Origin of the sequence: Actinomycetospora lutea, from assembly GCF_028737205.1 — a bacterium.
Classification (GTDB): domain Bacteria; phylum Actinomycetota; class Actinomycetes; order Mycobacteriales; family Pseudonocardiaceae; genus Actinomycetospora; species Actinomycetospora lutea.
This window is the reverse complement of record NZ_JAQZAL010000016.1, coordinates 1-25,339: the sequence shown is the minus strand read 5'-3', so window position 1 is coordinate 25,339 and position 25,339 is coordinate 1. Positions and strand designations below refer to the sequence as shown.

Below are 25,339 nucleotides of genomic sequence, written 5' to 3'. Positions count from 1 at the left end.
CGGCCCTGTCCTGACGCTCCAACGTTCGTTAGCGTGTTGGCGTGAACGACGACCGGTGCGACCTGCTGTGCCTCGACCTGCCGCACGCCGAGCGCATCCGGACGACGCTGCCCGACCTCGAGGCGCTGGCGTCGCGGGCCGCGCTGGGGAGGGCGCTCGCCGACCCGACGCGCCTGGCCGTGGCCGCCGCCCTCCTCGCCGGCGACGAGCTGTGCGTCTGCGACATGGCGTGGGTGGTCGGCACTGCGCAGAACCTCGCGTCGCACCACCTGCGGGCGCTGCGCTCGGCGGGGCTGGTGACCTCGCGGCGCGACGGCAAGCTCGTCATGTACCGGCTCACGCCGGTCGGCGGGGAGCTCGTCCGCGCCGTGCTGGGGCCGGCGGTGGTCGAGGAGGTGTGACCGTGTCCGATGCGTGCTGCGGTCCCGAGGAGACGCCGGCGCCGGCCGCCCGGGGGTGGTGGCGGGTCCGCGAGCTGCAGTTCGCAGCGGCCGCGGCGGTGCTGCTGGGGCTGGGGTGGCTGCTCCCCGACCCGGTCGGCGACGGCCTCCAGCTGCTCGCCGCGGTGGTCGGGGCCCTGAGCTTCGTGCCCGGGGCGCTGCGGGGGCTGCGTCGCGGGCGCCTGGGCGTCGGCCTGCTGATGACGATCGCGGCGGTGGGCGCCGTGGCCCTGGGCCGGTTCGAGGAGGCGGCGCTGCTCGGGGTGCTGTTCTCGACCGCCGAGGGCCTCGAGCACCACGCGGTCGACCGCACCCGTCGGAGCCTGCGCGCGCTGCTCTCGCTCGTGCCGCGCACGGCGTCGGTTCTCCGCGACGGCGGGGAGCACCGGGTCGCGCCCGAGGAGCTCGTCGTCGGTGACCGCCTGCTGCTGCGGCCCGGCGAGCGGGCGGCCACCGACGGGACGCTCCGTGAGGGCGCCACGATCCTCGACGTCTCGGCGATCACCGGGGAGTCGGTGCCCGTCGAGGTCGGCCCGGGCGATCGGGTGCTCGCGGGCGCGATCAACGCGGGCAGCGCGGTGGAGCTGGCCGTCACCGCGCGCGCCGAGGACTCCTCGCTCGCCCGGATCGTGCACATGGTCGAGCAGGCCCAGGAGCACCGCGGCACCGGCCAGCGTCTCGCCGACCGGATCGCGCGCCCGCTCGTGCCCGCGATCCTGGTCCTCGCGGTGCTGGTGGCGGGGCTGGGACTGCTGCTCGGCGACCCGCTGCGCTGGATCGAGCGCGCCCTCGTCGTGCTCGTGGCCGCCTCGCCGTGCGCGCTCGCGATCGCGGTCCCGCTGACCGTCGTGGCGGCGGTGGGCGCCGCGAGCCGGCACGGCGTGCTGATCAAGGGCGGCGCCGCGCTGGAGGAGCTCGGCCGGGTCGACACCGTCGCGCTCGACAAGACCGGGACGCTGACCCGCAACGATCCGCGCGTCGTCGAGGTCGTGGCGGGCGCCGGGACCCGCGAGGACGTCCTCGCCGTCGCCGCGGCGCTCGAGCGGCGCAGCGAGCACCCGCTGGCGCCGGCGATCGTCGCGGCGGCCGCCGGGTCCGACCCGCTCGAGGCCGCCGACGTCGAGACCGTCGCGGGCCGCGGGCTCGTCGGGACGGTCGCCGGCGCGCGGGTTCGGCTCGGGCGCCCCGACTGGGTCGCGCCCGGCGACCTGGCCGCGCGGGTCGCCGCGCTCGAGGACGCCGGCGCCACGGTCGTCGTCCTCGCCCGCGACGGCGTCGTGCTCGGTGCCCTGGCGGTCCGCGACGACCTGCGCGCCGAGGCGCCCGCGGCGACGGCGTCCCTGCGGGCCCTGGGGCTGCGCACCGTGGTGCTGACCGGCGACAACGCGCGGACCGCCCGCGCCCTCGCCGGGCGGGCCGGGATCGCCGACGTCCACGCCGGCCTGCTGCCGGAGGACAAGGCGTCGCTCGTGGCCGCGGGTGCCGTCGCCATGGTCGGGGACGGCATCAACGACGCCCCGGCCCTGGCGACCGCGCGGGTCGGCGTCGCGATGGGCGCGATGGGCACCGACGTCGCGCTCGAGACCGCCGACGTGGCGTTGATGGGCGACGACCTGCGTCACCTGCCGCAGACGTTCACCCACGCCCGGCGGGCGAGGCGGATCATGCTCCAGAACGTCGGCCTGTCGCTCGCGATCATCCTGGTGCTGATCCCCCTCGCCGCGCTGGGCGTCCTCGGGCTGGCGACGGTCGTGTTCGTGCACGAGCTCGCCGAGGTCCTCGTCATCGGCAACGCCCTGCGTGCCGCCCGGATCGCGGGGTTGCCGGAGATGCCGCCCGTACCTGCCCCTGCGCTCGTCCCGGTCGCCGCGGGAGAGGGTGACGGCTGCTGCGACCACTGCTGAGCGCGACGCGGATGCGGGCGCTGCGGAGGGCTGCGCCGGACCAGCCGGTGTCGCGCCGGCATGGCGACGACGACCGAGACCGGCGCCCGTCGGCGCAGCTCACGGTCGCTCCGTCCGGACGGCGATCTCCAGCGGGCACGTGATCGCTCAGAAGGGCGGCGGGTCGTCGAGGTCGTCGACGGGTGGCGGCTCCCGGGGTGGCGCGGTCGTCGTCCTCGGGCCGGCGGCGGGCTCGGGGCCGATCTCGGCGAGCCGGTCGGCGTCGTCGTCCTCGGATGTGGTGTCGGGCCAGCCGTCGTAGGGCAAGGGCCGGGGTTCGGCGGCGGGTCGCGGGTGGGGGAGGAGGCGGAGGATCCGTTTCGGCCCGGTGGAGTGCGTGATGCCGGCGCGGGTGCGGATGACGAAGTGGCCGGGTCGGGGCTGTCGGACGGTCCAGCCGGCCTGGTGCTTGGCGCGGTGGTCGTGGGTGCACCAGGCGCCGAGGTTCCAGGTCAGGGTGGCGCCGCCGCGCGCGTGGTCGTGGGTGTGGTCGATCTCGGCGCGGTGGGCGGGGCGTCCGCACCAGGGGGCGACGCAGGTCCGATCACGGGCGCGGACCCAGCGTTCGGCCTCGGCGCCGGCGCGGCGACGGGCCCAGCGGTCGGGGCCCGTGTCGGCGTCGGGTGGGCGCCCGAGCTGCCCGGTGGCGACGAGGTCGGCGAGGCGCTGCTGGAGCTCGCGCAGCAGCGGCGCCCAGGCCGGGTGATCGTCGGGGTCGAGCGCGGCCAGCATCGTCGTCGGAACCTGGAGTTCGACGATCGCGCCGGTCCGGGCCGCGCCCGGTGCTCGCCCCCGTGTCCGGGGGCGGGGTGGTCGGCGCCGGGCGAGCAGGACGTGGTGGAGGTGGCCGTCGGGGGTGGTGAGCACCACGCGCCATTCGCCGTGGTGGCGGCGGGCCACCAGGTGACGCGCCAACGGCGCGGTGACGGTGCCGTAGCCGGGGACGGTGGCGGGATGCTGGTCGAGTCCGAGCGCGGTGGTGAGTCGTAGTCGCACCTCGACGGTGCCCTGCCGCACTCTTCCGGCGCGTCGCTCGGACGTCTCGAGTGCCCGTGACTCGGTGTCGTCCGGCTCGTCGTGGTCGGAGGGGTCGGGGAGGTCGGGCAGATCGAGTGCGCCCTGCTCGGCAGGCGAGCGAGGCGCGGGCAGCGTCGGCGCTGCGTCGCTGCCGACGGCGGCCCGGTCTGCTGCAGCGCCTCGACCGCGGTCCGGCCCGCCGGCGTCCGGTCCGTCGTCGTTCGGCCCGCCGTCGTCCGGTCCGTCGTCGTCCGGCCCGTCGCCGCGGCCCTCGTCGTCGGGGCCGTCAGGGTCGTCGGCGGCGTGGTACTCGGTGGCGAGCAGGACGGCGATGTCGCGGTCGGTCATGCCCTCGGTGGAGCCGTCGAGCAGTCGCATCCCGACCTGCATGCGCAGCTTCCCGATCGGGGTGAGCACCCCGAGCCGGCGGACCGCCGCGGCGAGGGTCTCGATGCGCGACTCGGAGTCGATGCCCTCCTGGCCGGGCGCGTCGATGAACGACAACGTCGCCGTCCCCGACGGGTTCGCGGTGAGCAGCACCCGCCCCCGCGCCTCGGCACGCTGACGGCGGCGGTCGGCCCAGTCGGGGTCGAGGGCGATCGCGATCTCCTCGACCCGGTCGCGCAGCGCCCCGACCGGGAGCTGTGCCGCTTCGGGCAGCACCTCGAGGGTGGCGTGCTGGGCGTGGTCGTCACAGAGGTCGGCGACCGTCTCGCTGATCGCGCGGACCTTGGGCTCGTCCAGCCACCCCTGCCACAGCGCCGCCCCGAGCGCGGGGAGGCGCGCGAACAGGTCGTCGGCGAGGCCCAGGCGGCGCGACGCCATTGCCCGCGACCAGCCGAGCACGGCGGCGACCTCGTCGCCGGAGAACTCGTCGGCCGACCCGAGCCGGGTGGTGCGTCCGTCCTGCGCGGTGCCCATCTCGCGCAGCCCGGTCAGCAGCTGGGCCTCGGCGCGGTTGTGTACCCGCCAGCGGGCCCGCACGTAGGAGGCCAGCGCCTCCCCGGTCAGCATCGTCGGGTCGATGTCGTCGAGCACCCCGACCAGGTCGGCGTCGGGCTCGCGATCATCGAGCACGGCCGCCAGTCCGGCCTCCAGATCGTGCTCGATGCTCACACCCGGAACGCTAGGCCCGACCCCTGACAACGCCGCCCCGGAAAGGCCCTGACGGGCTCCGACACCAGGTCACGAGAAGACAACGATCCGCAGGTCAGCGGCGCGCGCCCCGGTACTCCTGCACCCGGGCCATGACCTCCTCGCCGACCTTGCTCGGGTGGCCCGCGTCGAAGGGCGGTTCGGGGTCGTACTCGATGAACACCGGGGTCGCCTGCGCGGCGATGTCGTCCTCCAGGAGCGCGACAAGACGGACCGCCATGTCGATCCCCGCGCCGCTCGGCGACGAACACCGGCTCGACGTCGGGCAGCCGCTGGAGGACCTCGTAGGGCCCGACCGCGTCGAGTGCGGTGAACCGAGGAAAGATCGGGATGGCGACCTGCACGCTGGCTCCTCGAGAGACCCGGAGACGGGGGTCAGAGACGGTCTCCTCCGAGATGCTGCGCGAAGTGGTGCTCGATCGCCCGGTACAGACGGAACTGGTTCTCCGGGTTCGCGAAGCCGTGGCCCTCGTCCTGAGCGACGAGGTACTCCACCGGCACGCCGCGCCGCCGCAGCGACGTGACGATGTTGTCGGACTCGGCCTGCACGACGCGGGCGTCGTTGGCTCCCTGCGCGACGAGCAGCGGGGTGCGGATGCGGTCCACCATGGTGATGGGCGAGCGGGCCAGCATGTCGGCCTCCTGCTCGGGGTCCGCCGGGTCGCCGACGTAGCGGTACCAGTTGGTCGTCAGGTGCGGGCGGGCGAACTCGGGCAGCGTGCGCATGAAGTTCGCCAGGTCCGAGATGCCCACGTAGTCGACCGCGGCGGCGAAGAGGTCGGGCGTGACCGTGACGCCGACCAGCGCGGCGTAGCCGCCGTAGGAGCCGCCGTAGATGCCGATGCGGTCGGGGTCCGCGACGCCCTCGGCGACGGCCCACCGCACCGCGTCGACCAGGTCGTCGTGCATGGCGCCGGCGAGCTCGCCGACCGCGGCGGTGATGTGCCGCTTCCCGTAGCCGGTCGAGCCGCGGAAGTTGACGTGCAGCACCGCGTACCCCCGGTCGGCCAGGAACTGCGCCTCCGGGTCGTAGCCCCACGTGTCGTGCGCCCACGGCCCGCCGTGCACGACCAGCACGAGCGGCAGGCCCTCGCGGCGCACCCCGACGGGCAGGGTCAGGAAGGCGTGCAGCGGCAGCCCGTCGCGCGCGGTGAACCGCACCGGGGTCACGGGCGCCAGCTCCTCGGGGTCGAGGTGCGAGAACGCGCGGAACAGCAGGCGGCTCTCGCCGGTCGCGCGGTCGTGGAGCCAGGTGACACCGGGCTCGCGGTCGTGGGACGAAGCTCGCCACCCAGTACCGCTCCGCCTCGTCCGAGGACACCGAGTGCAGCACGCCGTCGGAGAGCGCCGCGAGCGTGCCGAGGACGTCGGCGTAGGCCGGGTCGACCACCTCGATGCGCGGCCGGTCGCCGACGAAGCGCGCCGCGATCACCTCGCCGGTGCGGGCGCTCTCGACGACCGTGGACGGGAGGAGCGGCGAGAGCATCCCCATGGTGTCGATGCTCTGCCCCTCGACCGCGGCGACGACGGCCTCCTCGCCGCTGTCGCGGTCGACGCGCACGAGGCGCAGGTCGTCGGAGTCCTGGTAGAGCCCGAGCAGCAGCCCGCGCCCGTCGGGGGTCGACATCTGCGGGTGGACGCCCAGCGGGTGCTCCGGGCCGCCGATCCGGCGCAGGAGGCGAGTCTCGAGGGTGTCGGGGTCGACCGCGGAGTACTCGTACGTCCCGTCCTCGGCGAGCCGCGAGAGGAACGCCGGCCGGCCCTCCCGGTCGACGAGGTAGCTCGCCCCCACCGCGGGCTGCTCGTGGTGCAGCGTCGTCGCGCCGGTGGCGACCTCGAGGCGGAAGGCGTCGAAGAACATCGGGCGCCGGTTCATCCACACCAGGACGTGCCCGGGCGCCGAGGGCAGCGGCTGGACCCCGACCACGCGCGACCCGGGCGCCAGCGGGGTCAGGTCGACCGCGTCCTGCTCGGGGGCGTCGAGGTCGACGCGGAAGAGGTGCCAGTCCTCGTTGCCGTCGGTGTCCTGCTCGTAGAGCAGCCAGCGCGCGTCGTCGGTCCAGTGGTAGTTCTTGATGCCGCGGCGGGCGTCGTGGGTGACGCAGACCGCCTGCTCGTGGTCCTCGTCGAGCCCGCGGACCCAGACCTGCGTCCGGCCGTGGCGCGGCGCGAGGTAGGCGAGGCGGGTCCCGTCGGGCGAGATCGTGGCGTGGGCGAACTCCGGGTCGGCGAAGAACTCCTCGACGTCGCGGAGGCGTGGGCGGGCGGCGGTGTCGGCGGTCTGTGTCATGCCGCCACACCACGGTGTGCCGTCACGGCACGCTCAAGGAGCTGTGACCGATGCCTCAGTCGGCCGCGTCCCGCAGCGCCAGCACCACGCGCACGACCCGCTCGACGGCCGCGTCGAACAGCGCTCCGCGCAGCTCACCGCGGTCGGCGAGGTTCTGCGCGGCGAAGCCGACCATCTGCTCCGGGCCCAGGCGCCGCACGAGCAGCGCGGCGACCTCGTCGAGGTCCAGACCCGGGTGGTCGAGCCGCGTCAGCGCGAACGCGACGATCAGCTCCTCGTCGGACACGGCAACCCCCCCTTCCCGTCCATGATGCCGAGAACCCCGGGAGCGCGGAATGGTCCACACCGAGCGCACGGACGACGTCCTGCACGTCACCTTCGACCGGCCGGAGAAGCGCAACGCGCTGCGCCGGGCGGACCTCGACGCGGTCACCGACCTGCTCGACGACCGCGGGCTGCGGGCCGTCGTCTTCCGCGGCGCCGGCGACCGGGCGTTCAGCGCGGGCGTCGACATCAACGAGTTCCTCGCCCTCGACGGGCCCGACGCCGCCCGCGCGTTCATCACCGCCCTGCGGGACCTGCTCGCCGCCGTCCGCACGGTCCCCGCGGTGACGATCTGCGCGGTCGACGGGCCCTGCCTGGGCGGGGCGTTCGAGCTCGCGCTCGCCGCCGACCTGCGGGTGGTCACCACCCGCGCCCGGTTCGGGCTGCCCGAGGTCCGGCTCGGCATCCCCTCGGTGATCGACGCCGCGCTGCTCCAGCAGTTCGTCGGCCTCGGCCACGCGAAGGAGATGATCCTGACCGGCGACGTGTACGACGTCGACGCGCCCCAGCTCGCCGCCCTGTGCGCCCGCCCGGTCGCCCCGGACGACCTCGAGGCGGCGGTGTCCGCGCTGCTCGGGCGGGTCGCCGGCCACACCCGGACCGTCGTCGCCGCCCAGAAGCGGCTCTTCGAGACCTGGCAGAGCACGCCGCTGGCCGAGGGCGCGGCGCGCAGCGTCGAGGAGTTCGCGGGCGTGTTCGCCGCCGCCGACACGCGCGCGGCGCTCGCCGCGTACCGGAGTTCCCTGGGCGGCGGGTGACCCGGGCCACACCGGCTTGAGGGTGCCGCAGCGGCACACCGTGCCCTGGTGGCGCACACGGCAGCGCACCAGGGAGGGACGACATGATCACCGAGCCTCGCCCCGTGTCCGGGGATCCCGACGCCGACACCGCACCGGTGCCGGTGGCCGGGCCGGCGGCGCCCGCGTCGCCGGGCGCGGTGATCCTCGCGCAGATGGGCGGCTGGTGGGGGTTCGTCTGCACGAACATCCCCGCGATCGTCTTCTCGATCGCCAACGCGTGGTTCCCGCTCCTGGTCACCACGGCGATCGCGCTCGCGTCGGCGGTGGCCCTGGCCGTGTACCGGATGGCGGTGCGCCGCGAGAAGGTGCTGGCCGCGTCGGGCGGCATCATCGGGGTGGCGATCGCCGGCGCCCTGACGGTCTGGACCGGCTCGCCGCGCGACTTCTTCCTCGTCGGCGTTTGGGCCGCGTTCGCCGCCACGGTCGCGCTCGTGGTCTCGCTCGTGGCGCGCCGCCCCCTGACCGGGCTGGCCTGGAGCTGGTTCCACGGCAAGCAGTTCGCCTGGCGCGAGGACCGCACGGTGCTGCGCGCCCACGACCTCGCCACGACGCTCGCGGCCGTCGTGTTCGCCGGGCGGTTCGCCGTGAACCAGACCCTCTACCTGGCCGACGCGACCGGCTGGCTCGCGGTGGCGAAGGTGGTCACGGGCATGCCGCTGACCGCCGTCATGGCGCTCGTCGTCGTGTGGGCGTTCCGGCGCTCGACGAAGCGACTGGTCAGGGGCGGTCGACGGGTGTAGCGGCCGGTCAGGCCGGCGGGTCCTCGCCCGCCAGCGCCCCGTCGAGGACGGTGTCGAGGATCGACGCCAGCTCCGCGGCGAGGTCGAACGGCTCCGGCTCGACGGCCACCCAGCGGGTCACCGCCGAGAAGTAGCCCAGCGCCAGGAGCCGGCCGACCTGTGTCGGCGTCGCGGACGGCGCGAGCACCGTGTCGGCGTCCGACAGCAGCTCGGCGAGGTCCCGCGAGAGCGGGTGGTCGAGCAGGATGTCGGTCTGGCGGACCCCGAGGGGCATGATCGCCGACGTCTCCACCCGGGTCTCGAGGTTGACCTCGGCGAGCGCGCGGAAGTAGCTGCCGAGCAGCACGCGCGCCGGCTGGCTGGTGCGGTCGGAGTCCTTGAACGACTGCGCGGCCCGCTGGCGCCGGCGCAGGGTCCACTCCTCGAGGAACGCCACCTTGCGGGGGAAGTGGTTGAACACCGTCGTCCGGGCCAGCCCCGCGCGCTCGGCGATGTCGTCCATCGAGGTCTCGTCGAAGCCCTTCTCGACGAAGAGGTCCACCGCGGCCTCGAACATGCGGTCGCGCCGCTCGGTGCGGCCGCGGGTGCGACGGGACGGCGGCGGTCCGGGGGTGACGTCCGAGTCCGCCACCAGCTCACGGATCGTCGGCGCGGTGTCGAGGTTCATCGCCCCCAGTACACCACGAACACACACGAAGTTGTACTCGGGTCTTGTTTCGTAGAGGTCAACGTTCTAACGTCCGCTGCCGTCGAAGTTGTACTCAAGTACGGATTCACGAACCGCGGAGCTCTCATGTCCCTCGCACCGCCCGCGTCGTCGCCGGGCCCCCTCGGCGAGCTGCGCCGGCACGGGGCCGCGCTGACGGCGGCCACCGTCGGCATCGGCACCGGCGTCGCCGTCATGCCCTTCTCCACGAACGGCCTGTTCATCCCGGGCCTCGAGGCCGAGTTCGGATGGTCCCGGTCGCAGCTGTCGTCGCTGGCCCTGGTCGGTGCCGTCATCACGATCCTTACCTCGCCATTCGTGGGCGTGATCGTCGACCGCTTCGGCGTGCGCCTGCCCGGCGTGGTCTCGCTGGTCGTGCTCTCCGGCGCCTACGTCCTCCTGTCCGCGAGCGGCCCGTCGTTCGCCGGCTACCTGGCGGTGTGGGTCGGCATGTACGTGCTCGCCGCGGCCTCGACCGCCGTGGCGTTCACCCGCACGGTCAACGAACGCTTCGACCGCGCGCGGGGGCTCGCCCTCGGCATCGCGCTCGGCGGCGCCGGGCTCGTCGCCTTCGCCGTCCCGCAGATCCTCGGGGGCCAGATCGCCGAGGACTGGCGCGGGGGCTACCGCATCCTCGGCGTGACGATCCTCGTCGGCGCCCTGCTCGTGCTGCTGCTCATGCCCCGCCACCGACCGGCCGCGGTGCCGGCGGACACGACCGCCCCGGCGTTCCGGGTCGGGCCCCTGCTGCGCACGCCGCTGTTCGCCCGGCTCGCGGTCGCCTTCCTCGCGATCTCCCTGGCCGTCGGCGGCCTGACCGTCCACCTCGTCCCGCTGCTGCGCGACGCCGGGGTGGCCGCGTCCTCGGCGGCGGCCACCGCGGGGCTCGTCGGCATCGCGGTGATCGTCGGGCGGGTCATCAGCGGTCTGCTCGTCGACCGCTTCTTCGCCCCGCGGGTCATGGTCGGCGTGCTACTCGTCGCCGGGCTCGGCTACGTCGCGCTCGTCGTCGGCGGGCCGACCTTCGCCGGCGCCGCGGCCGTGGGCGTCGGGCTGGCGCTGGGCGCCGAGGTCGACGTCGTCGGCTACCTGGTCGCGCGCTACTACGGCATGGCCGCCTACAGCCGCATGTTCGGCGTGTTCTACGCGGTGTTCACCCTCGGCGTCGGCGCGAGCCCGCTGCTCATGGCCGCCGTGCGCGGCGCGACCGGCAGCTACACCGCGCCGCTGCTCGGCGCGGTGGCCCTGCTCGCCGTGGCCGTGGTGCTGCTGTTCTCCGCGCCGCGCTTCCCGGGCACCACTCCCGCGGCGGACGCCCCGGTCCCCGCGACCACCACCGCAGGAGGAGCGACGTCATGAGGTGGGTGACCTACGGCGCGGGTGACGGGCAGCGCGCCGGCCTGCTCGAGGGCGACGAGGTGCACGGCCTCGCCGCCGGCACCACCCTGCTCTCGCTGCTCGGCGACGACGGCGAGCGCCTCGCGGCGGCGGGGGAGACCGCGCGGCACGATCCCGCCGAGGTGCGGCCGCTCGACACCGTCCGGCTGCTCGCGCCGATCCCGCGCCCGCCCGCCGTGCGCGACGCGCTCTGCTTCCTCGACCACCTGCGCGGCTGCTACCGCGCGCTGGGCCGCCCGCCGGAGCTCCCGGAGGTGTGGTCGCAGACGCCCGCCTTCTACTTCGGCAACCCCGCGGCGGTCGTCGGACCCCACGACGACGTCGCCATCTCGCCCGCGTGCGAGCTGTTCGACTTCGAGCTGGAGATCGGCGCCGTCATCGGCCGGGCCGGGCGCGACCTGCACCCCGACGAGGCGGCGGGCCACATCGTCGGGCTCACGTTCTTCAACGACTGGTCGGCCCGCGACCTGCAGATCCGCGACATGGCCCACGGCATCGGGATGGGCAAGGCGAAGGACAGCGCGATCACGCTCGGCCCGGCCCTGGTCACCGTCGACGAGCTCGGCGCCGCGGCCGACGGCCGCTTCCCGGTCGAGGTGTCGGCGACCGTCAACGGCCGCGAGGTCGCCCGCGGCTCGCTCGCCGACGCCGACTGGTCCTTCGGCGAGATCCTCGCCTACGTCTCGCGCGGCACCGAGCTCCGTCCCGGTGACGTCGTCGGCTCCGGGACGGTGCCCGGCGGCTGCCTGCTCGAGCACGTCGACACCCCCGACATCGCCGACTTCGGCGGGTGGCTCGCGCCCGGTGACGTCGTGTCCCTGCGCTCGCCCGTGCTGGGGGAGACGTCCCAGACCGTGCTCGCCGCGCCGCCCGTCACCCGGCTGCGGTCGGGCTTCTGAGAGGACCTGGCATGCCCACGCTCATCGACCTCACCCGCACCATGGACCCGGAGCGCCGCGCGCAGGTCCACGAGTCGTTCCGCGCGCTCGAGACCGTGATCGCCCCGCGCATCGAGTACCTCCGTCCCGAGGCGGGCGGGCTGGAGCGCATGACCTCGATCTTCGGGTGCGAGCCCTCCGACCTCCCCGACGGCGAGGGCTGGGGCGAGGACCTGCTCACCGACATGAACACCCACTGCGGCACGCACGTCGACGCCCCGCTGCACAGCGGCAACCGCATCGAGGGCAGGCCCGCGCGCACGCTGAGCGACATCGGCCTCGACGAGCTCTTCCGCCCCGGCATGGTGCTCGACCTGCGCGACTGGGTCTCGCCGGGTGCGGCCATCCCGATCGAGGGGCTCGAGGCCGCGGTCAAGGCGACCGGCCGCGACATCGCCGAGGGCGACGCCGTGCTGCTGCGCACCGGCCAGGAGGACTGGTACACGGTCGCCGACCCGGAGTACTTCGACTACCCGGGCATGACCGGCGAGACGACCCGCTGGCTGACCTCCCGTGGCGCCACGATCCTCGGCACCGACGCGATGGCGTGGGACCGGCCCTTCCCGGTGATGCGACGCGCCTTCGAGGAGACCGGCGACCCCGCACAGATCTGGGACGGGCACTTCGCCATCCGCGACAAGGAGGCGTTCATCGTCCAGCAGATGACCAACCTCGGCGCCCTGCCGCTGACCGGTTCACGGTCGGCTTCTTCCCGATCAAGCTGCCGGGCACCAGCGCGGCCCCGGCGCGGGCGGTGGCGTTCGTCGACGACTGATCAGGCGAGGCCGCGGAACCCGGTGACCTCGAGTCCGGACGGGCGGCCGGGGTCGAGCAGGGCGTCGGCGAGGTACTGGCCCGAGGAGCGCTCGACGTGCAGGAGGTAGGACGGGGTCCCGCCCTGGTCGTCGCGGACGATGTCGGTGACGACGGCGGCGAGCGAGCTGCGCAGGGCGGTGCCGTCCGGGGTGACGGCGTCGCCGAAGTCGATCGCGCAGACGCCCCCGAGGACGGTCGCCGCCTCGCGTCCGGTCAGCCGGAGCAGGCCGCGCCCGTGGGTGAGGTCGAGGACCGTGGTGAACTCGCCGGTGCCGGCGAGCCGCTCCTCGATCGCCGCCCGCAGCGCGCCCGCCGTGTTCGGCGCCCCGAGCACCAGCCACTCGCCGGGCCCGGAGCCGACGACCAGGACCTCCCCGGTGCCGAGGTCGGCGCGCGCGGTGCGGCCGAAGCCGACCCCGAGCGCCGCGCGGCTCGCCCCGTCGAACGGTGCGCGGACGTGCACCTTGGCCAGCGGCGACTCGTCGGAGAGCGTCAGCGTCCCGGTGGCGACCCGGGCGTCGACCTCCCAGCCGTCGCGCACGGTGGCGGGGGAGACGGCGACCGGACCGCGGGCGATGGGGGTGTCAGACACGCTGGCGCTCTCCTTCGGGGTCGACGTGGACGGTGTCGGTGACCTCGGCGGTGATGTCGCGCCCGTCCGGCAGGCGGACCGTGACGCGGGTGCCGACGGCGGCGAGCTCGCGGTCGATCTGGGCCAGCCCGATCGCGCGGCCGAGCGTCGGCGACATCCGGCTGGACGTCACGCGCCCGGCGATGCCGCCGGAGCGGTCGAGGATCTGGCTGGCCTCCGGGGGGACGACCGACCCGTCGACGGGGCGTAGCCCGACCAGGTGCGGGTGCTCGTCGCGCTCGCGCTGCCAGGCGAGCTCGGGGAGGCCGACGAAGTCGGCCTTGTCGAGCTTGATCAGCCCGTCGATGCCGGCGGTGAAGCCCTGGGTCAGCCCGTCGGTGTCCTGCCCGACGATGAAGTGGCCCTTCTCCAGACGCAGGATGCGCTGGGCCTCCACCCCGAACGGCTGCACCCCGAGGTCGGCGCCGTGGGCCATGAGCCGTTCCCACACGTGCAGCCCGTAGGACGCGGGCACATGGATTTCGTAGGACAGCTCGCCGGTGAACCCGATCCGCCACAACACGCAGTCCGGCACCCCGGCGACGGCGCCGGTGCGGACGTTCATGTAGCCGAACGCGTCGGCGGACAGGTCGACGTCGGTGAGCCGGGCGAGCAGCTCCCGGGATCGCGGTCCCGCGACGTTGATCGAGGCGTAGGCGGTCGTCACCGGGGTGACGTGGACCCGCCAGTCCGGGTGGGCGGTCTGCAGCCAGTTCTCGACCCACTCCCACACCGTCGCCGCCCCGGACGAGGTGGTCGACATCAGGTAGTGGTCCTCGCCGAGGCGGCCGGTGACCCCGTCGTCCATCACCACGCCGTCCTCGGCGCACATCACCCCGTAGCGGACCCGTCCGATCCCGAGCTTGGACCACTTGTTCACGTAGAGCAGGTTGAGCAGCTGCGGGACGTCGGGACCCTGCAGGTCGAGCTTGCCGATCGGGGTGACGTCGATGATCCCCACCCCGGTGCGGACGGCGCGGACCTCGGCGGCCGGGTCGCCGTAGTGCTCCGGGCGGATCCACTGGCCCGCGACCAGGGGCGTCGCCCCGTGGCGTTCGTGCCAGCTCTGCATCGGCGAGTACCGCACCGGCTCGTGCGGCCGGCCCGCCAGCGCCCCGAGCGTCACCGGGGAGTAGACCGGGCGCCAGGTGGTGGTGCCGGTCTCGGCGATGCTCCGGCCGGTCGCGGCGGCGACCAGGGCGACGGCGTTGACGGTCTCGAGCTTGCCCTGGGTGGGGCCCATGGTGACCGTGGTGTAGCGCTTGACCAGCTCCACCGAGTCGTAGCCCTCGGCGACCGCGGTCGTGATGTCCTTGGCGGACACGTCCTCGCAGAAGTCCACGAACCCACCGGTCCCGGCCGCAAACAGCTCGGGGTGCGGCTGCGGGGCGAGCGACGGGATCGTCACGGGGTCGTCGTCGCTCGGGTCGGTGGTGTCGGCGGGCGCGGGGGTGGCCGCGCGCCACGCCCGGGCGATCCGGCCGGCGCGGCGGGCGGCCTCGCGGCCCACGGCCTCGGCGTGCTCGACGATCGCCTCGACGCCGGCGTCGCCGACGACCTCGCCCGCGGCGAGCACGTTCTCGGGCATCCGCGCCGGGTCGGGCACGAAGCGCGCCGATCGCGGGTCGTAGATCGGGCGGTCGCCGGACTGGTTGAGCAGCGAGGTCGGGGCGGTCCAGCCGGTGGCGGTGACCAGCAGGTCGGCCTCGATGCGCCGGCCCTCGTTGGTCTCGACCGCGCGCAGCCCGCCGCGCCCGTGGGCGCGGACCACGCCCTTGCGGTCGCGGGCGTCGAGGACCGCGGCCACCTCCACCCCGGCGCGCTCGAGGTCGGCGACGGCGAGGTCGCCCTCGGGGTTGGCGCTCATCACCACCGCCCGCCGACCCGGCCGGACCGCGTAGAGGTTGATCAGCCGGCGGACCGCGGTGGAGAGCATGACCCCGGGCAGGTCGTTGCCGGCGAACACGTACGGGCGTTCGATCAGCCCGGGCGCGACGATGAGGGTCTTGGCGCGGGCCTTGATCAGGCGCTCGGTGACGCCGGGCAGGTCGCGCTGGGCGATGCCGACCCAGTTGTCGTCGTAGCGGCCGGTGACCACCGAGTCGAGCAGCACCTCGATGCCGGGTTCGGCGGCGACCCGGGCGCGCAGCTCGGCCAGCGCGGTGAGGTCGGCGGCGTCGCCCCAGCGCAGGTGCCCGCCGAGCTGGTGGTTCTCCTCGACCAGCATCACCGACGCCCCCGCCCGCGCCGCGGCGACCGCCGCGGCCATCCCCGCCGGGCCGCCGCCGGCGACGACGACGTCGGGGTGGGCGTGACGGTGGTCGTAGACCGCGGCGCCGCGCTCGGGGGTGATCGCCCCGGCGTGCACGAAGCGGCGCAGCACCTTCTCGTACAGCGGCCAGAGCGGTTCGGGCTTGATGAAGGTCTTGTAGTAGAACCCGGTGGCCAGGAACCGGCCGGCGAGCTGGTTGACCGCCTTGAGGTCGTAGCGCAGCGAGGGCCAGGTGTTCTGCGAGGACACCGCCATCCCCGCCTCGACCAGCCGGTGCGCGCCGCGCACGTTGGGCTCGTCGCCGACCTGCAGGAACGCCCCGGGATCGAGGTAGTCCGCGGTCAGCAGCCCGCGCGGGCGGTGGTACTTGTAGCTGCGGGCGAACACCCGCACCCCCGCCGCGGCCAGCGCGGAGGTGATGGTGTCGCCGGGGTGCGCGGTGTGCGGCTCGCCGTTCCAGGTGAACGGGATGCTGCGGCGGCGGTCGATCACCTCGCCGGGCTGCGGGCCCAGCCGCGCCGAGGGCGCGGCGGCCTCGCGGGGACCGCGGGTGGTGGGCAGCAGGCTCATCGCGCGTCCCCCGGTGCCGAGCTCGCCGCAGCCGCCGAGGCCGTGTCGACCGCGGACCGGACGTCGTTGGTGGCCGTGTCGCGCTCCACGCTCAGGTACCGCCGGCAGCCCGCCCGGTGGTACCAGGTCTCGCGCACCGGTCCGCACGGGTTGGCGTGGACGTAGAGGTACCGGCGCCACTGCTCCGGGGTCACCGTGGCCGGGTCGGGACGGGGTCCGGCCTCACCGACGTAGCGGAACTCCGTCGAGTTCCGCGGCCCGCACCACGGGCACGGCAGCAACATCATCAACGATCACCCCAGCAACCAGAGGAAGAAGACCGACAGGAACCGCTAGTGGCCGACGGCGGCCGCGCCCTTCTCCCCGACCAGGCGCCCGTCGGCGAACCGGTCGAGCCCGAACGCCGTGATGATTTCGGGCGGCTTGCCGGTCGCGAGGGTGGCGGCCATCGCCTCTCCGGAGACCGGCCCGGCCTTGAACCCGTAGGTCCCCCACCCGACGTCGACGTAGAAGCCCTCGACCGGGGTCGGCCCCATGATCGGCGAGTAGTCCGGGGTCATGTCGCAGAGCCCGGCCCACTGGCGCAGCAGCTTCATCCGGTGCAGCGCGGGCATCAGCTCCAGCACGTGCCCGGCGATCCCCTCGGTGAACTCCAGGCTCCCGCGCATCGAGTACGACGCGAACGGGTCCACCGAGGCGCCGAACACGAGCTCGCCGCGGTCGGTCTGGCTGACGTAGACGTGCAGCGTCCCGGAGACCACGACGGTGTCCAGGAACGGGCGCACCGGCTCGGTCACCGCGGCCTGCAACGGGAAGGTCTGCACCGGCATGGACACCCCGGCCATGTCCGAGATCAGCGTCGCCCAGCCGGCCGTGGCGTTGAGGACCACCGGCGTGGAGATGGGCCCGCGACTGGTCTGCACCCCGGTCACGCGGCCGTGCGAGACGTCGATGCCGGTGACCTCGGTCTGCTGGTGGATGTGCACACCGTGGGCGTCCGCGCCCCGCGCGTACCCCCACACCACCGCGTCGTGGCGCACGATGCCGCCCGGCGGGTGGTACAGCGCCCCCAGGATCGGATAGCGCGTGTCGGGCGAGGTGTCCAGGTACGGCACCAGGTCCTTGATGCGGTCCGGGCCGATCACCTCGGAGTCGACGCCCTGCAGCTTGTTGACCTCGGTGCGCCAGTGCATCGTGCGCAGCGAGGCGTCGTTGTGCGCCAGCGTGAGGTGTCCCCGCTGGGAGAACATCACGTTGTAGTTCAGATCCGCGGCCAGGTGCTCGTAGAGCTTCACCGAGCGGTCGTAGAACCGCACGCCCTCGGGGGTGAGGTAGTTGGAGCGCAGGATCGCGGTGTTGCGCCCCGAGCCGCCCGAGCCGATGTAGGCCTTGTCCAGCACGGCGACCTTGCGCATGCCGTGGTCGCGCGCCAGGTAGTAGGCGGTGGCCAGCCCGTGCACCCCACCACCGATGATCACCGCGTCGTAGGACGACTCCAGATCGTGCTCACGCCACGCCCGCGGCCACGTGCCGCCCACGGCACCGTGCCGCAGCAGGCTCCACGCCGAGTACCCCGACAGGCGATGGCCGTTGGTCCGGGAACTGCCGTTGTTCGTCAACGAGGTCCTCTCAGGCCTGGGTGAGGTAGCGCCGGACCTCCCAGTCCGACACCGACGCGTGGTACTCGTCGAACTCCTGCTGCTTCACCGCGGCGTAGTAGTCGATGAAGTCGCCGCCGGAGGTCTTGCCGAGCGCGGCGCGCAGGACGTCGTCGGTGACGAGCTCCTCGACGGCGCGGTCGAGCGTCTTCGGGAGGTGCTTGATGCCCCGGGCGCGCACCTCGTCGGTGTGCAGGGTGAAGAGGTTGTCGTCGGTGCAGGCACCCGGGTCGATCTCGCGGTCGATGCCGTCGAGGCCCGCCGCGAGCAGCGCGGTGGCGGCGAGGTAGGGGTTGGCCGAGCCGTCGACGCCGCGGTGCTCGATGCGCCCGCCCTCGGGCACGCGCAGCATCACCGTGCGGTTGTTGCCGCCGTAGGCGACGTAGGCCGGCGCCCAGGTCGAGCCCGAGGTCGGGGCGCCGACGCCGATGCGCTTGTAGGAGTTGACCGTCGGGCAGATGATCCCGGCGACCGCGCGCCCGTGCTCGATCAGCCCGCCCAGGTAGTGCCGCGCGGTGGGCGAGAGGCCCAGGGCGTCGGAGTCGTCGTCGAACAGCGGCGTGCCGTCCTGCGTCCAGAGGCTCTGGTGGATGTGCAGGCCGTTGCCGGTGACGGTGCTGAACGGCTTGGGCATGAACGTGGCGACCATGCCGGCGTCGTGCGCCAGCATGTGCACCATGTAGCGGAAGAAGATCGTGCGGTCGGCGGTGGTGAGCGCGTCCGAGTACTCCCAGTTGTTCTCGAACTGGCCGGTGCCGTCCTCGTGGTCGTTCGCGTAGTTGCCCCAGCCCAGCGTGTTGAGGTGGCGCGACACGGTGGAGAGATGGTCCCACATCCGCGTCAGGCCCTTGACCTCGTAGCAGGGCTTGGCCGCGGTGTCGTGCGGGTCGGCGAAATCGAGCGTGCCGTCCTCGCGGCGGCGCAGCAGGCTGTACTCCAGCTCGGTGCCGGTCTTGAACACCCAGCCGCGCTTGTCCGCGAGCTCGGCGAGCTGGCGCTGCAGGATCACGCGGGGCGCATAGGGCCAGGGCTTGCCCTCGACGTGCGGGTCGCAGTGCAGCACCGCGACCCCCGGCTTCCACGGCAGCGGGGTGTACGAGCGCGGGTCGGGGACGACGAGGACGTCGGGGTCGGCGGGCGACTGTCCGAGGTCGCCCGCGGCGTAGCCGGCGAACCCGGCGCCGCCGTCCATGAGCAGGTCGAACGACGAGAACGGGATCGCCTTCGCGCACGGCTTGCCGTGCAGGTCGACGAACATCGCCAGGAAGAACTCGATGCCGTCGGCCTGCGCACGTTCCCGCAGCTCGTCGCGTGCGGTGTCAGTACTGCCCATGTCGGGCCTCCCTCTGCCGCGACGACGGCGGATCAAGGTGTGGACTTAGGACCTTTGGAGAGGCAACCGGGAACGGGGAAAGGTGTCAACCCCGTCACAGTGCCGCCGGGCTCCTCACGGGCCCTCGATCTCGGTCCGACACGCAGGGTGACCAGGCGCGGTACGGTCGGGCCATGGCCCGGCAGGTCTCCTCCACGTCGCTGACCCAGGCGGTGGCCGACCACCTGCGTCTGCGCATCCACCGCGGCGACGTCAGCCCGGGGGAACGCCTGCCCGCCGAACGCGAGCTCGCCGAGCAGCTCGGCGTCGCCCGGATCAGCCTCCGGGAGGCCATCCGGCAGCTGCGCGAGGACGGCTACGTCGAGGTCCGCCGGGGGTCCACCGGGGGCACGTACGTCACCGAGCTGCGCCGGCCCGCCGAGGCGTGGCGGGCCCGGATGCGCGAGCAGGCCGGCGAGATCGACGACATCGTCGACTTCCGGATCGCGCTGGAGACGCAGACCGCGGCGCTCGCCGCGCAGCGCCGGACCGAGGCCACGCTCGCCCCGATCCAGGAGTCCCTCGTGGCGCTGCGGGACGTCATCGGGCGCACCGCGTTCCGCCAGGCCGACTCGCGGTTCCACGTGGCGCTGGCGCGGGCCGCGGGCAACGAGCGCCTCACCGACGCCGTCGAGACCGCCCGCGGCGAGCTGTTCAGCCCGCGCGACCTGCTGCCGTTCCGCGAGCCGGTCGAGGAGACGCTGCGCGACCACCAGGCGATCTTCGAGGCGGTCCGCGACGGGGACGCCGACGTGGCGGCCGAGGCCATGCGGGCTCACCTCGAGCGGGCCCGCCGCCAGCTGCGGGCGATCGTGTTCGGCGGCGGCGACCCCGACGACCCCGACGACCCCGACGACCTCGACGACCCCGACGGGGCCGCCGGCGCCGACCCGGAGGGCGGCCCCGATGTCGACCCGGGTGTCGACGCGGAGTGGTCGCCCGCCTGACCCGTTCGGGACCTGTCCGTCTCACACGGGGTTGACACGGTGTGGCGCGGGTCTCCTATTGTCCCTTCGTCCATGGTCCTCACTTCGGACCAAAGCTGGACACCGTCATCGACCCGCGCCCACCCTGGGAGCGCGGAGTGCGACGCACGACGTCGTCGGACCGCTCGTGACGCCGGTGCGCCGGATGAGGAGGCATGCCGATGAAGAGCCTCGACGACCGGATCGCGGTGCTCCTGCGCCGCGACCGTCTGCTCGCCCTCGGGGCGACCGTCGCGATGTGGGTGGTGCTGGTCTTCGTGCTGATCGCCTCCGCCCCGACCGTCCCGAGCACGGGGCTGTTCGTGGTGCTCGCCGTCGCGCTCGTCCTGCTCGGCGGCCTGAACACCGCCTCGGCGGCGGCCCTCATCCGCCGCTACCGCCTGGCCCGCGAGCAGGTCTACCGCCCGGACATCGAGAACCTGGACGCCCAGCGGGCCGCCCGCGAGGCCACCCGGAGCACGTCGTGACCGCGGACCGGGGAGGCGCCCCGCCGCGGGCGCCCTACGAGCCCCCGAAGCAGTCGGTGGGCGGCCAGCTCCTCGACGCCGTCGTCGTGCTGGTCCTGATCTTCGTGACGCTCTTCGCCACGACCTACATCACCAGCGCCGAGGACGAGGCGCCGGCCGACACCCGGCCCCTGGCCGAGCTGCCGCTGACGCCCGGCGAGCGCACCCAGTACCAGAAGATGATCGACGCGGGGGTCGCCGACCTCGACACGATCTCCGCGGGCGTGCAGGCCAACCAGCCGGCCGACGACAAGTACGAGATCGACGTGCTGGCGCTGCTCGGCACGGTCGTCCTGCTGGCGCTCTACCTCGGCTTCGTCTACCGCGTCTCGTTCCGCGAGTACCGCGAGGTCGTCGAGGAGCGGTTCGGTCCCGCCGAGCACGACACCGATCCGGGGAGGCAGCCATGAGTGCCGTGGCCGTGGTGGAACTGATCGCCTGGGTGCTCAGCGGCATCATCGCGATCTGGCTGGTGACCGACCTGCTGCGGATCGGCCGGCAGCACGACGAGTCGTCGCTGGTCAACGCCCCGGATCCGCTCGAGGACCCGCCGGCGGCCGATGACGGCACCGAGGTGAGGTCGGCATGAGCGCCACCGAGGACACCCCCACCCCGACCGCGGCGGCGGGCACCGTCGACGGACCCGGGACCGAGCGCCCCGCCCTGCGCAAGGTGCTCGCCCCGATGCACATCTGGGCCCTCGGCGTCGGCATCGTGCTCGTCGGCGAGTTCATGGGCTGGAACTTCGCCGTCGAGAAGGGCGGCATGTACGGCGCGCTCGTCGCCTGCTGGGTGGTCGGCCTGCTCTACACGTGCATCGTCATGATCAACTCCGAGGTCACCTCGGCGATCCCGGCGGCCGGCGGGCAGTACGCGCAGGCCAAGCACACGGTCGGGCCGCTCATGGCGTTCAACGTGGGCCTGTACCTGACGCTCGCGTACACGATGCTCGAGGCCGCGAACGCCAACGTGCTGAGCTCGCTGCTCACCGCCCTGTCCGGGTTGCTGGGCAGCGAGCAGGAGCTCTCGCCGTACCCGTTCGCGGTGCTCGCGATCCTCGCGCTGGCGTTCCTCAACTACCGCGGGGTGTTCGCGTCGCTGACGCTCAACCTCGTGATCACCGGGTTCGCCTTCGTGACGATCCTGGTGCTGTTCGTCGGCCTGCAGGCGTGGTCGCCCTCGGCCGAGATGGACCTGGCGGGCCTCGCGGGCGACGCGACGAACGCGCTGCCCTACGGCTGGATCGGGGTCATCGCCGCCTTCCAGTTCGGCATGTGGTTCTACCTCGGCATCGAGGGCACCGCGCAGGCCGCCGAGGAGTGCCGCTCCGCGCCGCGGTCGGTCCCGCTGGGCAGCCTCGCCGGGATCATGACACTGATCATCGCGGCGTCGCTGACCTGGTACGTCTGCGCCGGGACGTTGCCCTGGCACTACCTCGGCACGGCGATCACCCCGCTGTTCGACGCCGCGCTCGTCTCCGGGCACGACGTCCTCGTGGTGCTGCTCCTGCTGGGCACGCTGTGCGCGACGCTCGCGTCGGCCAACGGCTGCATCAACGACGCCTCGCGGGCGTGGTTCTCGATGGGCCGCGACCGCTACCTGCCGGAGTGGTTCGGCGCGGTGCACCCGCGGTACCACACGCCGTTCCGGGCGATCGTGTTCCTCGTGCCGGTGGCGATCGCGTTCGCGCTGCTCCCGGTGGTGCTCGACGAGCCGACGCTGCTCTCGACGGTGATCACCTTCTCGATCCTGTCGGGCCTGCTGATGTACAGCTTCATGGGGCCGAGCTTCATGCGGTTCCGCAAGCTGTGGCCCCTCGGCACGATCGCGCGGGCCTACACGCTGCCGCTGCACCCGGCCCCGGCGGTCGCGCTGCTGGCGCTCTCGGCGGTGGTCTTCTTCGCGACGTTCCTCGGGTACGGCATCGCGCTGCTCTCGATCCTGGCCTTCTACCTGCTGGCCTCGATCTGGTTCGTGGCGCGGCGCTACAAGTACGTCCGCCGGGGCGCGCAGTTCACCGCGGACCTGCCGCGGCCGCAGGGGTACTGATGTCACCGACGTCGCTCGGGGTCCTCGTCCTCGTCGCGGCCGGGCTCGTCGCGCTCGCCGTGCAGCACCGGCGGGCGCGGCGCGCGGACGCCGCCCAGCGGTGGGCGCTGTTCTCCGACGTCGTGCCCCTGCTCGCCGACGCCCGGCTGGTCGGCGAGCGGGGCGGCTACCCGGTGCTCACCGGGCGGCTCGACGGGTGGCCGGTGACCCTGCGGGTGATCGTCGACGCGGTCGCGCTGCGCAAGCTGCCGGTGCTGTGGGCCGAGGTCGTGGTGCACCGGGCGCTCGACGTCCCGGGCACGCTCAACGTCCTGCTCCGGCCGACGGGCACCGAGTTCTTCTCGCCCGACTCCGGCTTCGCCCACGAGCTGGCGCCGCCCGCGGGCGTGCCCCGGCCGGTCCGCGTGTCATGCGCGGGCCCGGGGCGGGCCCCGTCGCCCGAGGTCCTGGCGCCGGCGATCGAGCTGCTGGGCGATCCGGCGACCAAGGAGCTCGCGGTGGGCCGCGGCGGGCTGCGCGTCGTGCTGCGGGTCGCCGAGGCCGAGCAGGCGAGCTACCGGTCGACCCGGCGGGCGGTGTTCGACCGCCCGCGCCTGCGCCCCGAGGCGCTCACCGGGGCGGTCGCGGTGCTCGGCCGTGTCGGCGACCGGGCCGGGGGAGTCGTGGTGGAGGCGAGGTCATGATGCGGATCCGACCGTGGACGGTGCTGGTCGTCGCCGTGCTGCTGCCGGGGTGCGGGCACGTGCTGCTGCGCCTGCCGATGCGCGGGCTGATGTTCGCGTTCTACACGCTGCTGCTCGGCGTGATCACGTGGAACCTCACAAGCCCGGACATCTCGCTGGTCGGTCGTCTGGCCGGCGGGCTGTTCGTGTACGCGGTCAGCGTGTTCGACGCCTACACGTGGGCGGTGCGCCGGGCGCACGCGACACCGGTCGACGTCTCCTCGTAGGCAACGTAGTTTCAGCTCAAGGTCTCTCTCGGTAGGTCGACCCGGTCCTCTCCCGACGTAGGAAGGCTGAGTCCCATGTGCGGCATCATCGGTCTGCACCTCCGCGATCCCGAGCTCCACCCGATGCTCGGCGCGCTGCTCGACGACATGCTCTGCGGTGTCTCCGAGCGCGGGCCCGACTCGGTGGGGGTCGCGGTCTACGGCGACGAGCGACGCAACCCGCCCGGCCACGCGGCGGTGTCGGTGCTGCGCGCGCCGGGGGACCTCGACGTCGCGGTCGGTGGCCTCCTGCCGGGGCGACCGACCGTCACCGCGACCCGCGTCGGCGACACCACGGTGCTCACGGCGCCGGTGGCCGCCGAGGCGCTGGCCGCCGCGATCACAGCGGCGGCCCCCGAGTCCCTGGTCGTGGGGCGGGGTGACGACCTCGTCGTCTACAAGGGCGTCGGGCACCCGTCGGACCTCGCCGTGACCTACGGCCTGCGCGAGGTCCACGGCTGGCAGGGGCTCGCGCACACGCGCATGGCCACCGAGTCGGCGATCATCCCCGAGGGCTGCCACCCCTACTCGGTGGGCCCGAACCAGTGCCTGGTGCACAACGGCTCGTTCTCGAACCACGCCACCGTGCGCCGCGACCTCATGCGTCAGGGCGTCAGCTTCGACTCCGAGAACGACTCCGAGGTCGGCGCCCGGTTCGTGGCGGCGTGCCTGGCCGAGGGCGACGACCTCGAGAAGGCGCTCCTGCGGCTGGGGGAGACCTTCGACGGCTTCTACACGCTGCTCGTCACCACCGACGAGGGCTTCGCGGTGGTCCGCGACGAGATCGCCTGCAAGCCCGCGGTGATCGCCGAGCACCCGCGCTGGGTGGCGATGGCCTCGGAGTTCCGGGCGCTCGCCGACCTCCCGGGCATCGGCGAGGCCCGCGTCACCGAGCCTGACCCCGGCAAGGTCTACACATGGCAGCGCTGAGCCGGTCGGAGGCCGAGGAGCGGGTGCCGCAGCCCGTCACCGTCGACCTCCGCGAGACGGGCGTCCGGGCCCTCAACGCCGAGCTGCACGCGCCGACCGCGGCGACCTACGAGGTGCTCAACCCGCTGGGGGCGCACTCGATCGCCGCGGGCGTGAACCACGAGATCGACGTGCACGTCCGCGGCAACGCGGGCTACTTCTGCGCGGGGATGAACCAGCGCGGCCGGATCGTCGTCGACGGCTCGGCGGGCAACGGGGTCGCCGAGAACATGATGTCGGGGACGGTGCGCGTCCGCGGCGACGCGTCGCAGTCGGCCGGCGCCACGGGGCGCGGTGGCCTGCTGGTGATCGAGGGCCGGGCGTCGATGCGCTGCGGCATCTCGATGAAGGGGATCGACATCGTCGTCGGCGGCGACATCGGCGCGATGGGCGCGTTCATGGCGCAGGCCGGGCGCCTGGTGGTGTGCGGCGACGTGGGCGACGGGCTGGGCGACTCGATCTACGAGGCGCGGATCTACGTGCGCGGCAGTGTCGGGACCCTGGGTGCGGACTGTGTCGAGAAGCCGATGCGCGACGAGCACCGCGCCGAGCTGGCGGAACTGCTCGCGGCGGCCGGGTTCGAGCACTCCGTCGACGAGTTCCGCCGCTACGGGTCGGGCCGGACGCTGTACCACTTCACCAGCGAGCATTCGGGGAGCTACTAGATGCCGGGAGACGAAGCGGAGCGGAGCTCGACCCGACAGAACAGCCCCGTCGAACGAGGCCTGCGCGAGTCGGCGACGTTCGACCGCGCGAGCATCGCGGCGATCC

The 25,339-nt window shown here is 73.8% G+C and carries 26 protein-coding genes; 16 read left to right on the top strand and 10 right to left on the bottom strand.

Annotated features, from left to right (window positions below):
• The first annotated feature begins 41 nt into the window (after window positions 1–41).
• Together PHK61_RS18150 and PHK61_RS18145 are read left to right on the top strand one after the other, a co-directional pair.
• The gene (locus tag PHK61_RS18150) at window positions 42–401 is read left to right on the top strand and encodes an ArsR/SmtB family transcription factor (protein WP_274282419.1); all 360 of its coding nucleotides are present in this window, start codon (window positions 42–44) and stop codon (window positions 399–401) included.
• A gap of 2 nt (window positions 402–403) precedes the next feature.
• Window positions 404–2,344 (top strand): heavy metal translocating P-type ATPase, encoded by a 1,941-nt coding sequence (locus tag PHK61_RS18145; protein ID WP_274282537.1) that lies wholly within the window; start codon window positions 404–406, stop codon window positions 2,342–2,344.
• Between the two features lie 147 nt (window positions 2,345–2,491).
• Here PHK61_RS18145 and PHK61_RS18140 read toward each other — a convergent pair whose 3' ends face one another.
• The 4 genes from PHK61_RS18140 to PHK61_RS18125 all read right to left on the bottom strand — a co-directional run bounded on the left by PHK61_RS18140 (window position 2,492) and on the right by PHK61_RS18125 (window position 7,131).
• Window positions 2,492–4,516, bottom strand: a complete 2,025-nt coding sequence (locus PHK61_RS18140; protein WP_274282418.1) for an HNH endonuclease signature motif containing protein — start codon at window positions 4,514–4,516, stop codon at window positions 2,492–2,494.
• 94 nt (window positions 4,517–4,610) lie between these two features.
• The gene (locus tag PHK61_RS18135; protein ID WP_274282417.1) at window positions 4,611–4,775 is read right to left on the bottom strand and encodes a hypothetical protein; all 165 of its coding nucleotides are present in this window, start codon (window positions 4,773–4,775) and stop codon (window positions 4,611–4,613) included.
• A gap of 155 nt (window positions 4,776–4,930) precedes the next feature.
• The gene (locus PHK61_RS18130; RefSeq protein WP_274282416.1) at window positions 4,931–5,725 is read right to left on the bottom strand and encodes an alpha/beta hydrolase family protein; all 795 of its coding nucleotides are present in this window, start codon (window positions 5,723–5,725) and stop codon (window positions 4,931–4,933) included.
• 1,175 nt (window positions 5,726–6,900) lie between these two features.
• Complete coding sequence (locus tag PHK61_RS18125) at window positions 6,901–7,131, bottom strand: hypothetical protein (protein ID WP_274282415.1); 231 nt, start codon at window positions 7,129–7,131, stop codon at window positions 6,901–6,903.
• Window positions 7,132–7,180: 49 nt separating this feature from the next.
• Here PHK61_RS18125 and PHK61_RS18120 point away from each other — a divergent pair, with 49 nt between their 5' ends.
• Window positions 7,181–7,927: an enoyl-CoA hydratase/isomerase family protein gene (locus PHK61_RS18120; RefSeq protein ID WP_274282414.1), complete on the top strand. Its 747-nt coding sequence runs from the start codon at window positions 7,181–7,183 to the stop codon at window positions 7,925–7,927.
• Window positions 7,928–8,010: 83 nt separating this feature from the next.
• Window positions 8,011–8,709 (top strand): DUF3159 domain-containing protein, encoded by a 699-nt coding sequence (locus tag PHK61_RS18115; RefSeq protein WP_274282413.1) that lies wholly within the window; start codon window positions 8,011–8,013, stop codon window positions 8,707–8,709.
• A 7-nt stretch (window positions 8,710–8,716) separates the two neighbouring features.
• Here PHK61_RS18115 and PHK61_RS18110 read toward each other — a convergent pair whose 3' ends face one another.
• Window positions 8,717–9,376 (bottom strand): TetR/AcrR family transcriptional regulator, encoded by a 660-nt coding sequence (locus PHK61_RS18110; protein ID WP_274282412.1) that lies wholly within the window; start codon window positions 9,374–9,376, stop codon window positions 8,717–8,719.
• 126 nt (window positions 9,377–9,502) lie between these two features.
• On the opposite strand from PHK61_RS18110, the gene PHK61_RS18105 reads away from it, so the two are divergent.
• Genes PHK61_RS18105 through PHK61_RS18095 form a run of 3 tightly spaced genes read left to right on the top strand, consistent with a single transcriptional unit; the run spans window position 9,503 to window position 12,635 of the window.
• The gene (locus PHK61_RS18105; protein WP_274282411.1) at window positions 9,503–10,774 is read left to right on the top strand and encodes an MFS transporter; all 1,272 of its coding nucleotides are present in this window, start codon (window positions 9,503–9,505) and stop codon (window positions 10,772–10,774) included.
• Window positions 10,771–11,712: a fumarylacetoacetate hydrolase family protein gene (locus PHK61_RS18100; protein ID WP_274282410.1), complete on the top strand. Its 942-nt coding sequence runs from the start codon at window positions 10,771–10,773 to the stop codon at window positions 11,710–11,712. The genes PHK61_RS18105 and PHK61_RS18100 overlap by 4 nt, the downstream gene beginning before the upstream one ends.
• A gap of 11 nt (window positions 11,713–11,723) precedes the next feature.
• Window positions 11,724–12,635 (top strand): cyclase family protein, encoded by a 912-nt coding sequence (locus PHK61_RS18095; protein ID WP_274282409.1) that lies wholly within the window; start codon window positions 11,724–11,726, stop codon window positions 12,633–12,635.
• Here PHK61_RS18095 and PHK61_RS18090 read toward each other — a convergent pair.
• The 5 genes from PHK61_RS18090 to glnT are packed head-to-tail and all read right to left on the bottom strand — an operon-like array spanning window position 12,527 to window position 19,031.
• Window positions 12,527–13,159 carry an aminomethyltransferase family protein gene (locus PHK61_RS18090; protein ID WP_274282408.1) on the bottom strand — a complete coding sequence of 211 codons (633 nt, stop codon included), beginning with the start codon at window positions 13,157–13,159 and terminating at the stop codon, window positions 12,527–12,529. The two genes, PHK61_RS18095 and PHK61_RS18090, sit on opposite strands and share 109 nt — an antisense overlap.
• Complete coding sequence (locus tag PHK61_RS18085) at window positions 13,152–16,040, bottom strand: 2Fe-2S iron-sulfur cluster-binding protein (RefSeq protein ID WP_274282407.1); 2,889 nt, start codon at window positions 16,038–16,040, stop codon at window positions 13,152–13,154. The genes PHK61_RS18090 and PHK61_RS18085 overlap by 8 nt, the downstream gene beginning before the upstream one ends.
• A complete protein-coding gene (locus tag PHK61_RS18080; RefSeq protein WP_274282406.1) occupies window positions 16,037–16,327 on the bottom strand; it encodes a sarcosine oxidase subunit delta in 291 nt (96 codons plus the stop codon). Before PHK61_RS18080 ends, PHK61_RS18085 begins: the two co-directional genes overlap by 4 nt.
• Before the next feature lie 45 nt (window positions 16,328–16,372).
• A complete protein-coding gene (locus PHK61_RS18075; RefSeq protein WP_274282405.1) occupies window positions 16,373–17,659 on the bottom strand; it encodes an FAD-dependent oxidoreductase in 1,287 nt (428 codons plus the stop codon).
• Window positions 17,660–17,669: 10 nt separating this feature from the next.
• Entirely contained in the window at window positions 17,670–19,031 is a 1,362-nt protein-coding gene (glnT, locus tag PHK61_RS18070; protein WP_274282404.1) for a type III glutamate--ammonia ligase, read from the bottom strand.
• A 173-nt stretch (window positions 19,032–19,204) separates the two neighbouring features.
• Between glnT and PHK61_RS18065 the strand changes: the two genes are divergently transcribed.
• From PHK61_RS18065 to PHK61_RS18025, 9 genes are all read left to right on the top strand, one after another.
• Complete coding sequence (locus tag PHK61_RS18065; protein ID WP_274282403.1) at window positions 19,205–20,017, top strand: FadR/GntR family transcriptional regulator; 813 nt, start codon at window positions 19,205–19,207, stop codon at window positions 20,015–20,017.
• A gap of 194 nt (window positions 20,018–20,211) precedes the next feature.
• Window positions 20,212–20,523: a hypothetical protein gene (locus PHK61_RS18060; protein WP_274282402.1), complete on the top strand. Its 312-nt coding sequence runs from the start codon at window positions 20,212–20,214 to the stop codon at window positions 20,521–20,523.
• On the top strand, window positions 20,520–20,972 hold the full coding sequence (locus PHK61_RS18055) for a hypothetical protein (protein ID WP_274282401.1): 453 nt from the start codon (window positions 20,520–20,522) through the stop codon (window positions 20,970–20,972). Before PHK61_RS18060 ends, PHK61_RS18055 begins: the two co-directional genes overlap by 4 nt.
• The gene (locus PHK61_RS18050; protein WP_274282400.1) at window positions 20,969–21,151 is read left to right on the top strand and encodes a hypothetical protein; all 183 of its coding nucleotides are present in this window, start codon (window positions 20,969–20,971) and stop codon (window positions 21,149–21,151) included. Before PHK61_RS18055 ends, PHK61_RS18050 begins: the two co-directional genes overlap by 4 nt.
• Window positions 21,148–22,611 (top strand): APC family permease, encoded by a 1,464-nt coding sequence (locus tag PHK61_RS18045; protein ID WP_274282399.1) that lies wholly within the window; start codon window positions 21,148–21,150, stop codon window positions 22,609–22,611. The genes PHK61_RS18050 and PHK61_RS18045 overlap by 4 nt, the downstream gene beginning before the upstream one ends.
• Entirely contained in the window at window positions 22,611–23,294 is a 684-nt protein-coding gene (locus PHK61_RS18040; protein ID WP_274282398.1) for a hypothetical protein, read from the top strand. Before PHK61_RS18045 ends, PHK61_RS18040 begins: the two co-directional genes overlap by 1 nt.
• Complete coding sequence (locus PHK61_RS18035; RefSeq protein ID WP_274282397.1) at window positions 23,291–23,560, top strand: hypothetical protein; 270 nt, start codon at window positions 23,291–23,293, stop codon at window positions 23,558–23,560. The genes PHK61_RS18040 and PHK61_RS18035 overlap by 4 nt, the downstream gene beginning before the upstream one ends.
• Before the next feature lie 75 nt (window positions 23,561–23,635).
• A complete protein-coding gene (locus PHK61_RS18030; RefSeq protein ID WP_274282396.1) occupies window positions 23,636–24,529 on the top strand; it encodes a class II glutamine amidotransferase domain-containing protein in 894 nt (297 codons plus the stop codon).
• Window positions 24,517–25,233, top strand: a complete 717-nt coding sequence (locus PHK61_RS18025; protein ID WP_274282395.1) for a GltB/FmdC/FwdC-like GXGXG domain-containing protein — start codon at window positions 24,517–24,519, stop codon at window positions 25,231–25,233. Before PHK61_RS18030 ends, PHK61_RS18025 begins: the two co-directional genes overlap by 13 nt.
• Window positions 25,234–25,339 lie beyond the last annotated feature (106 nt).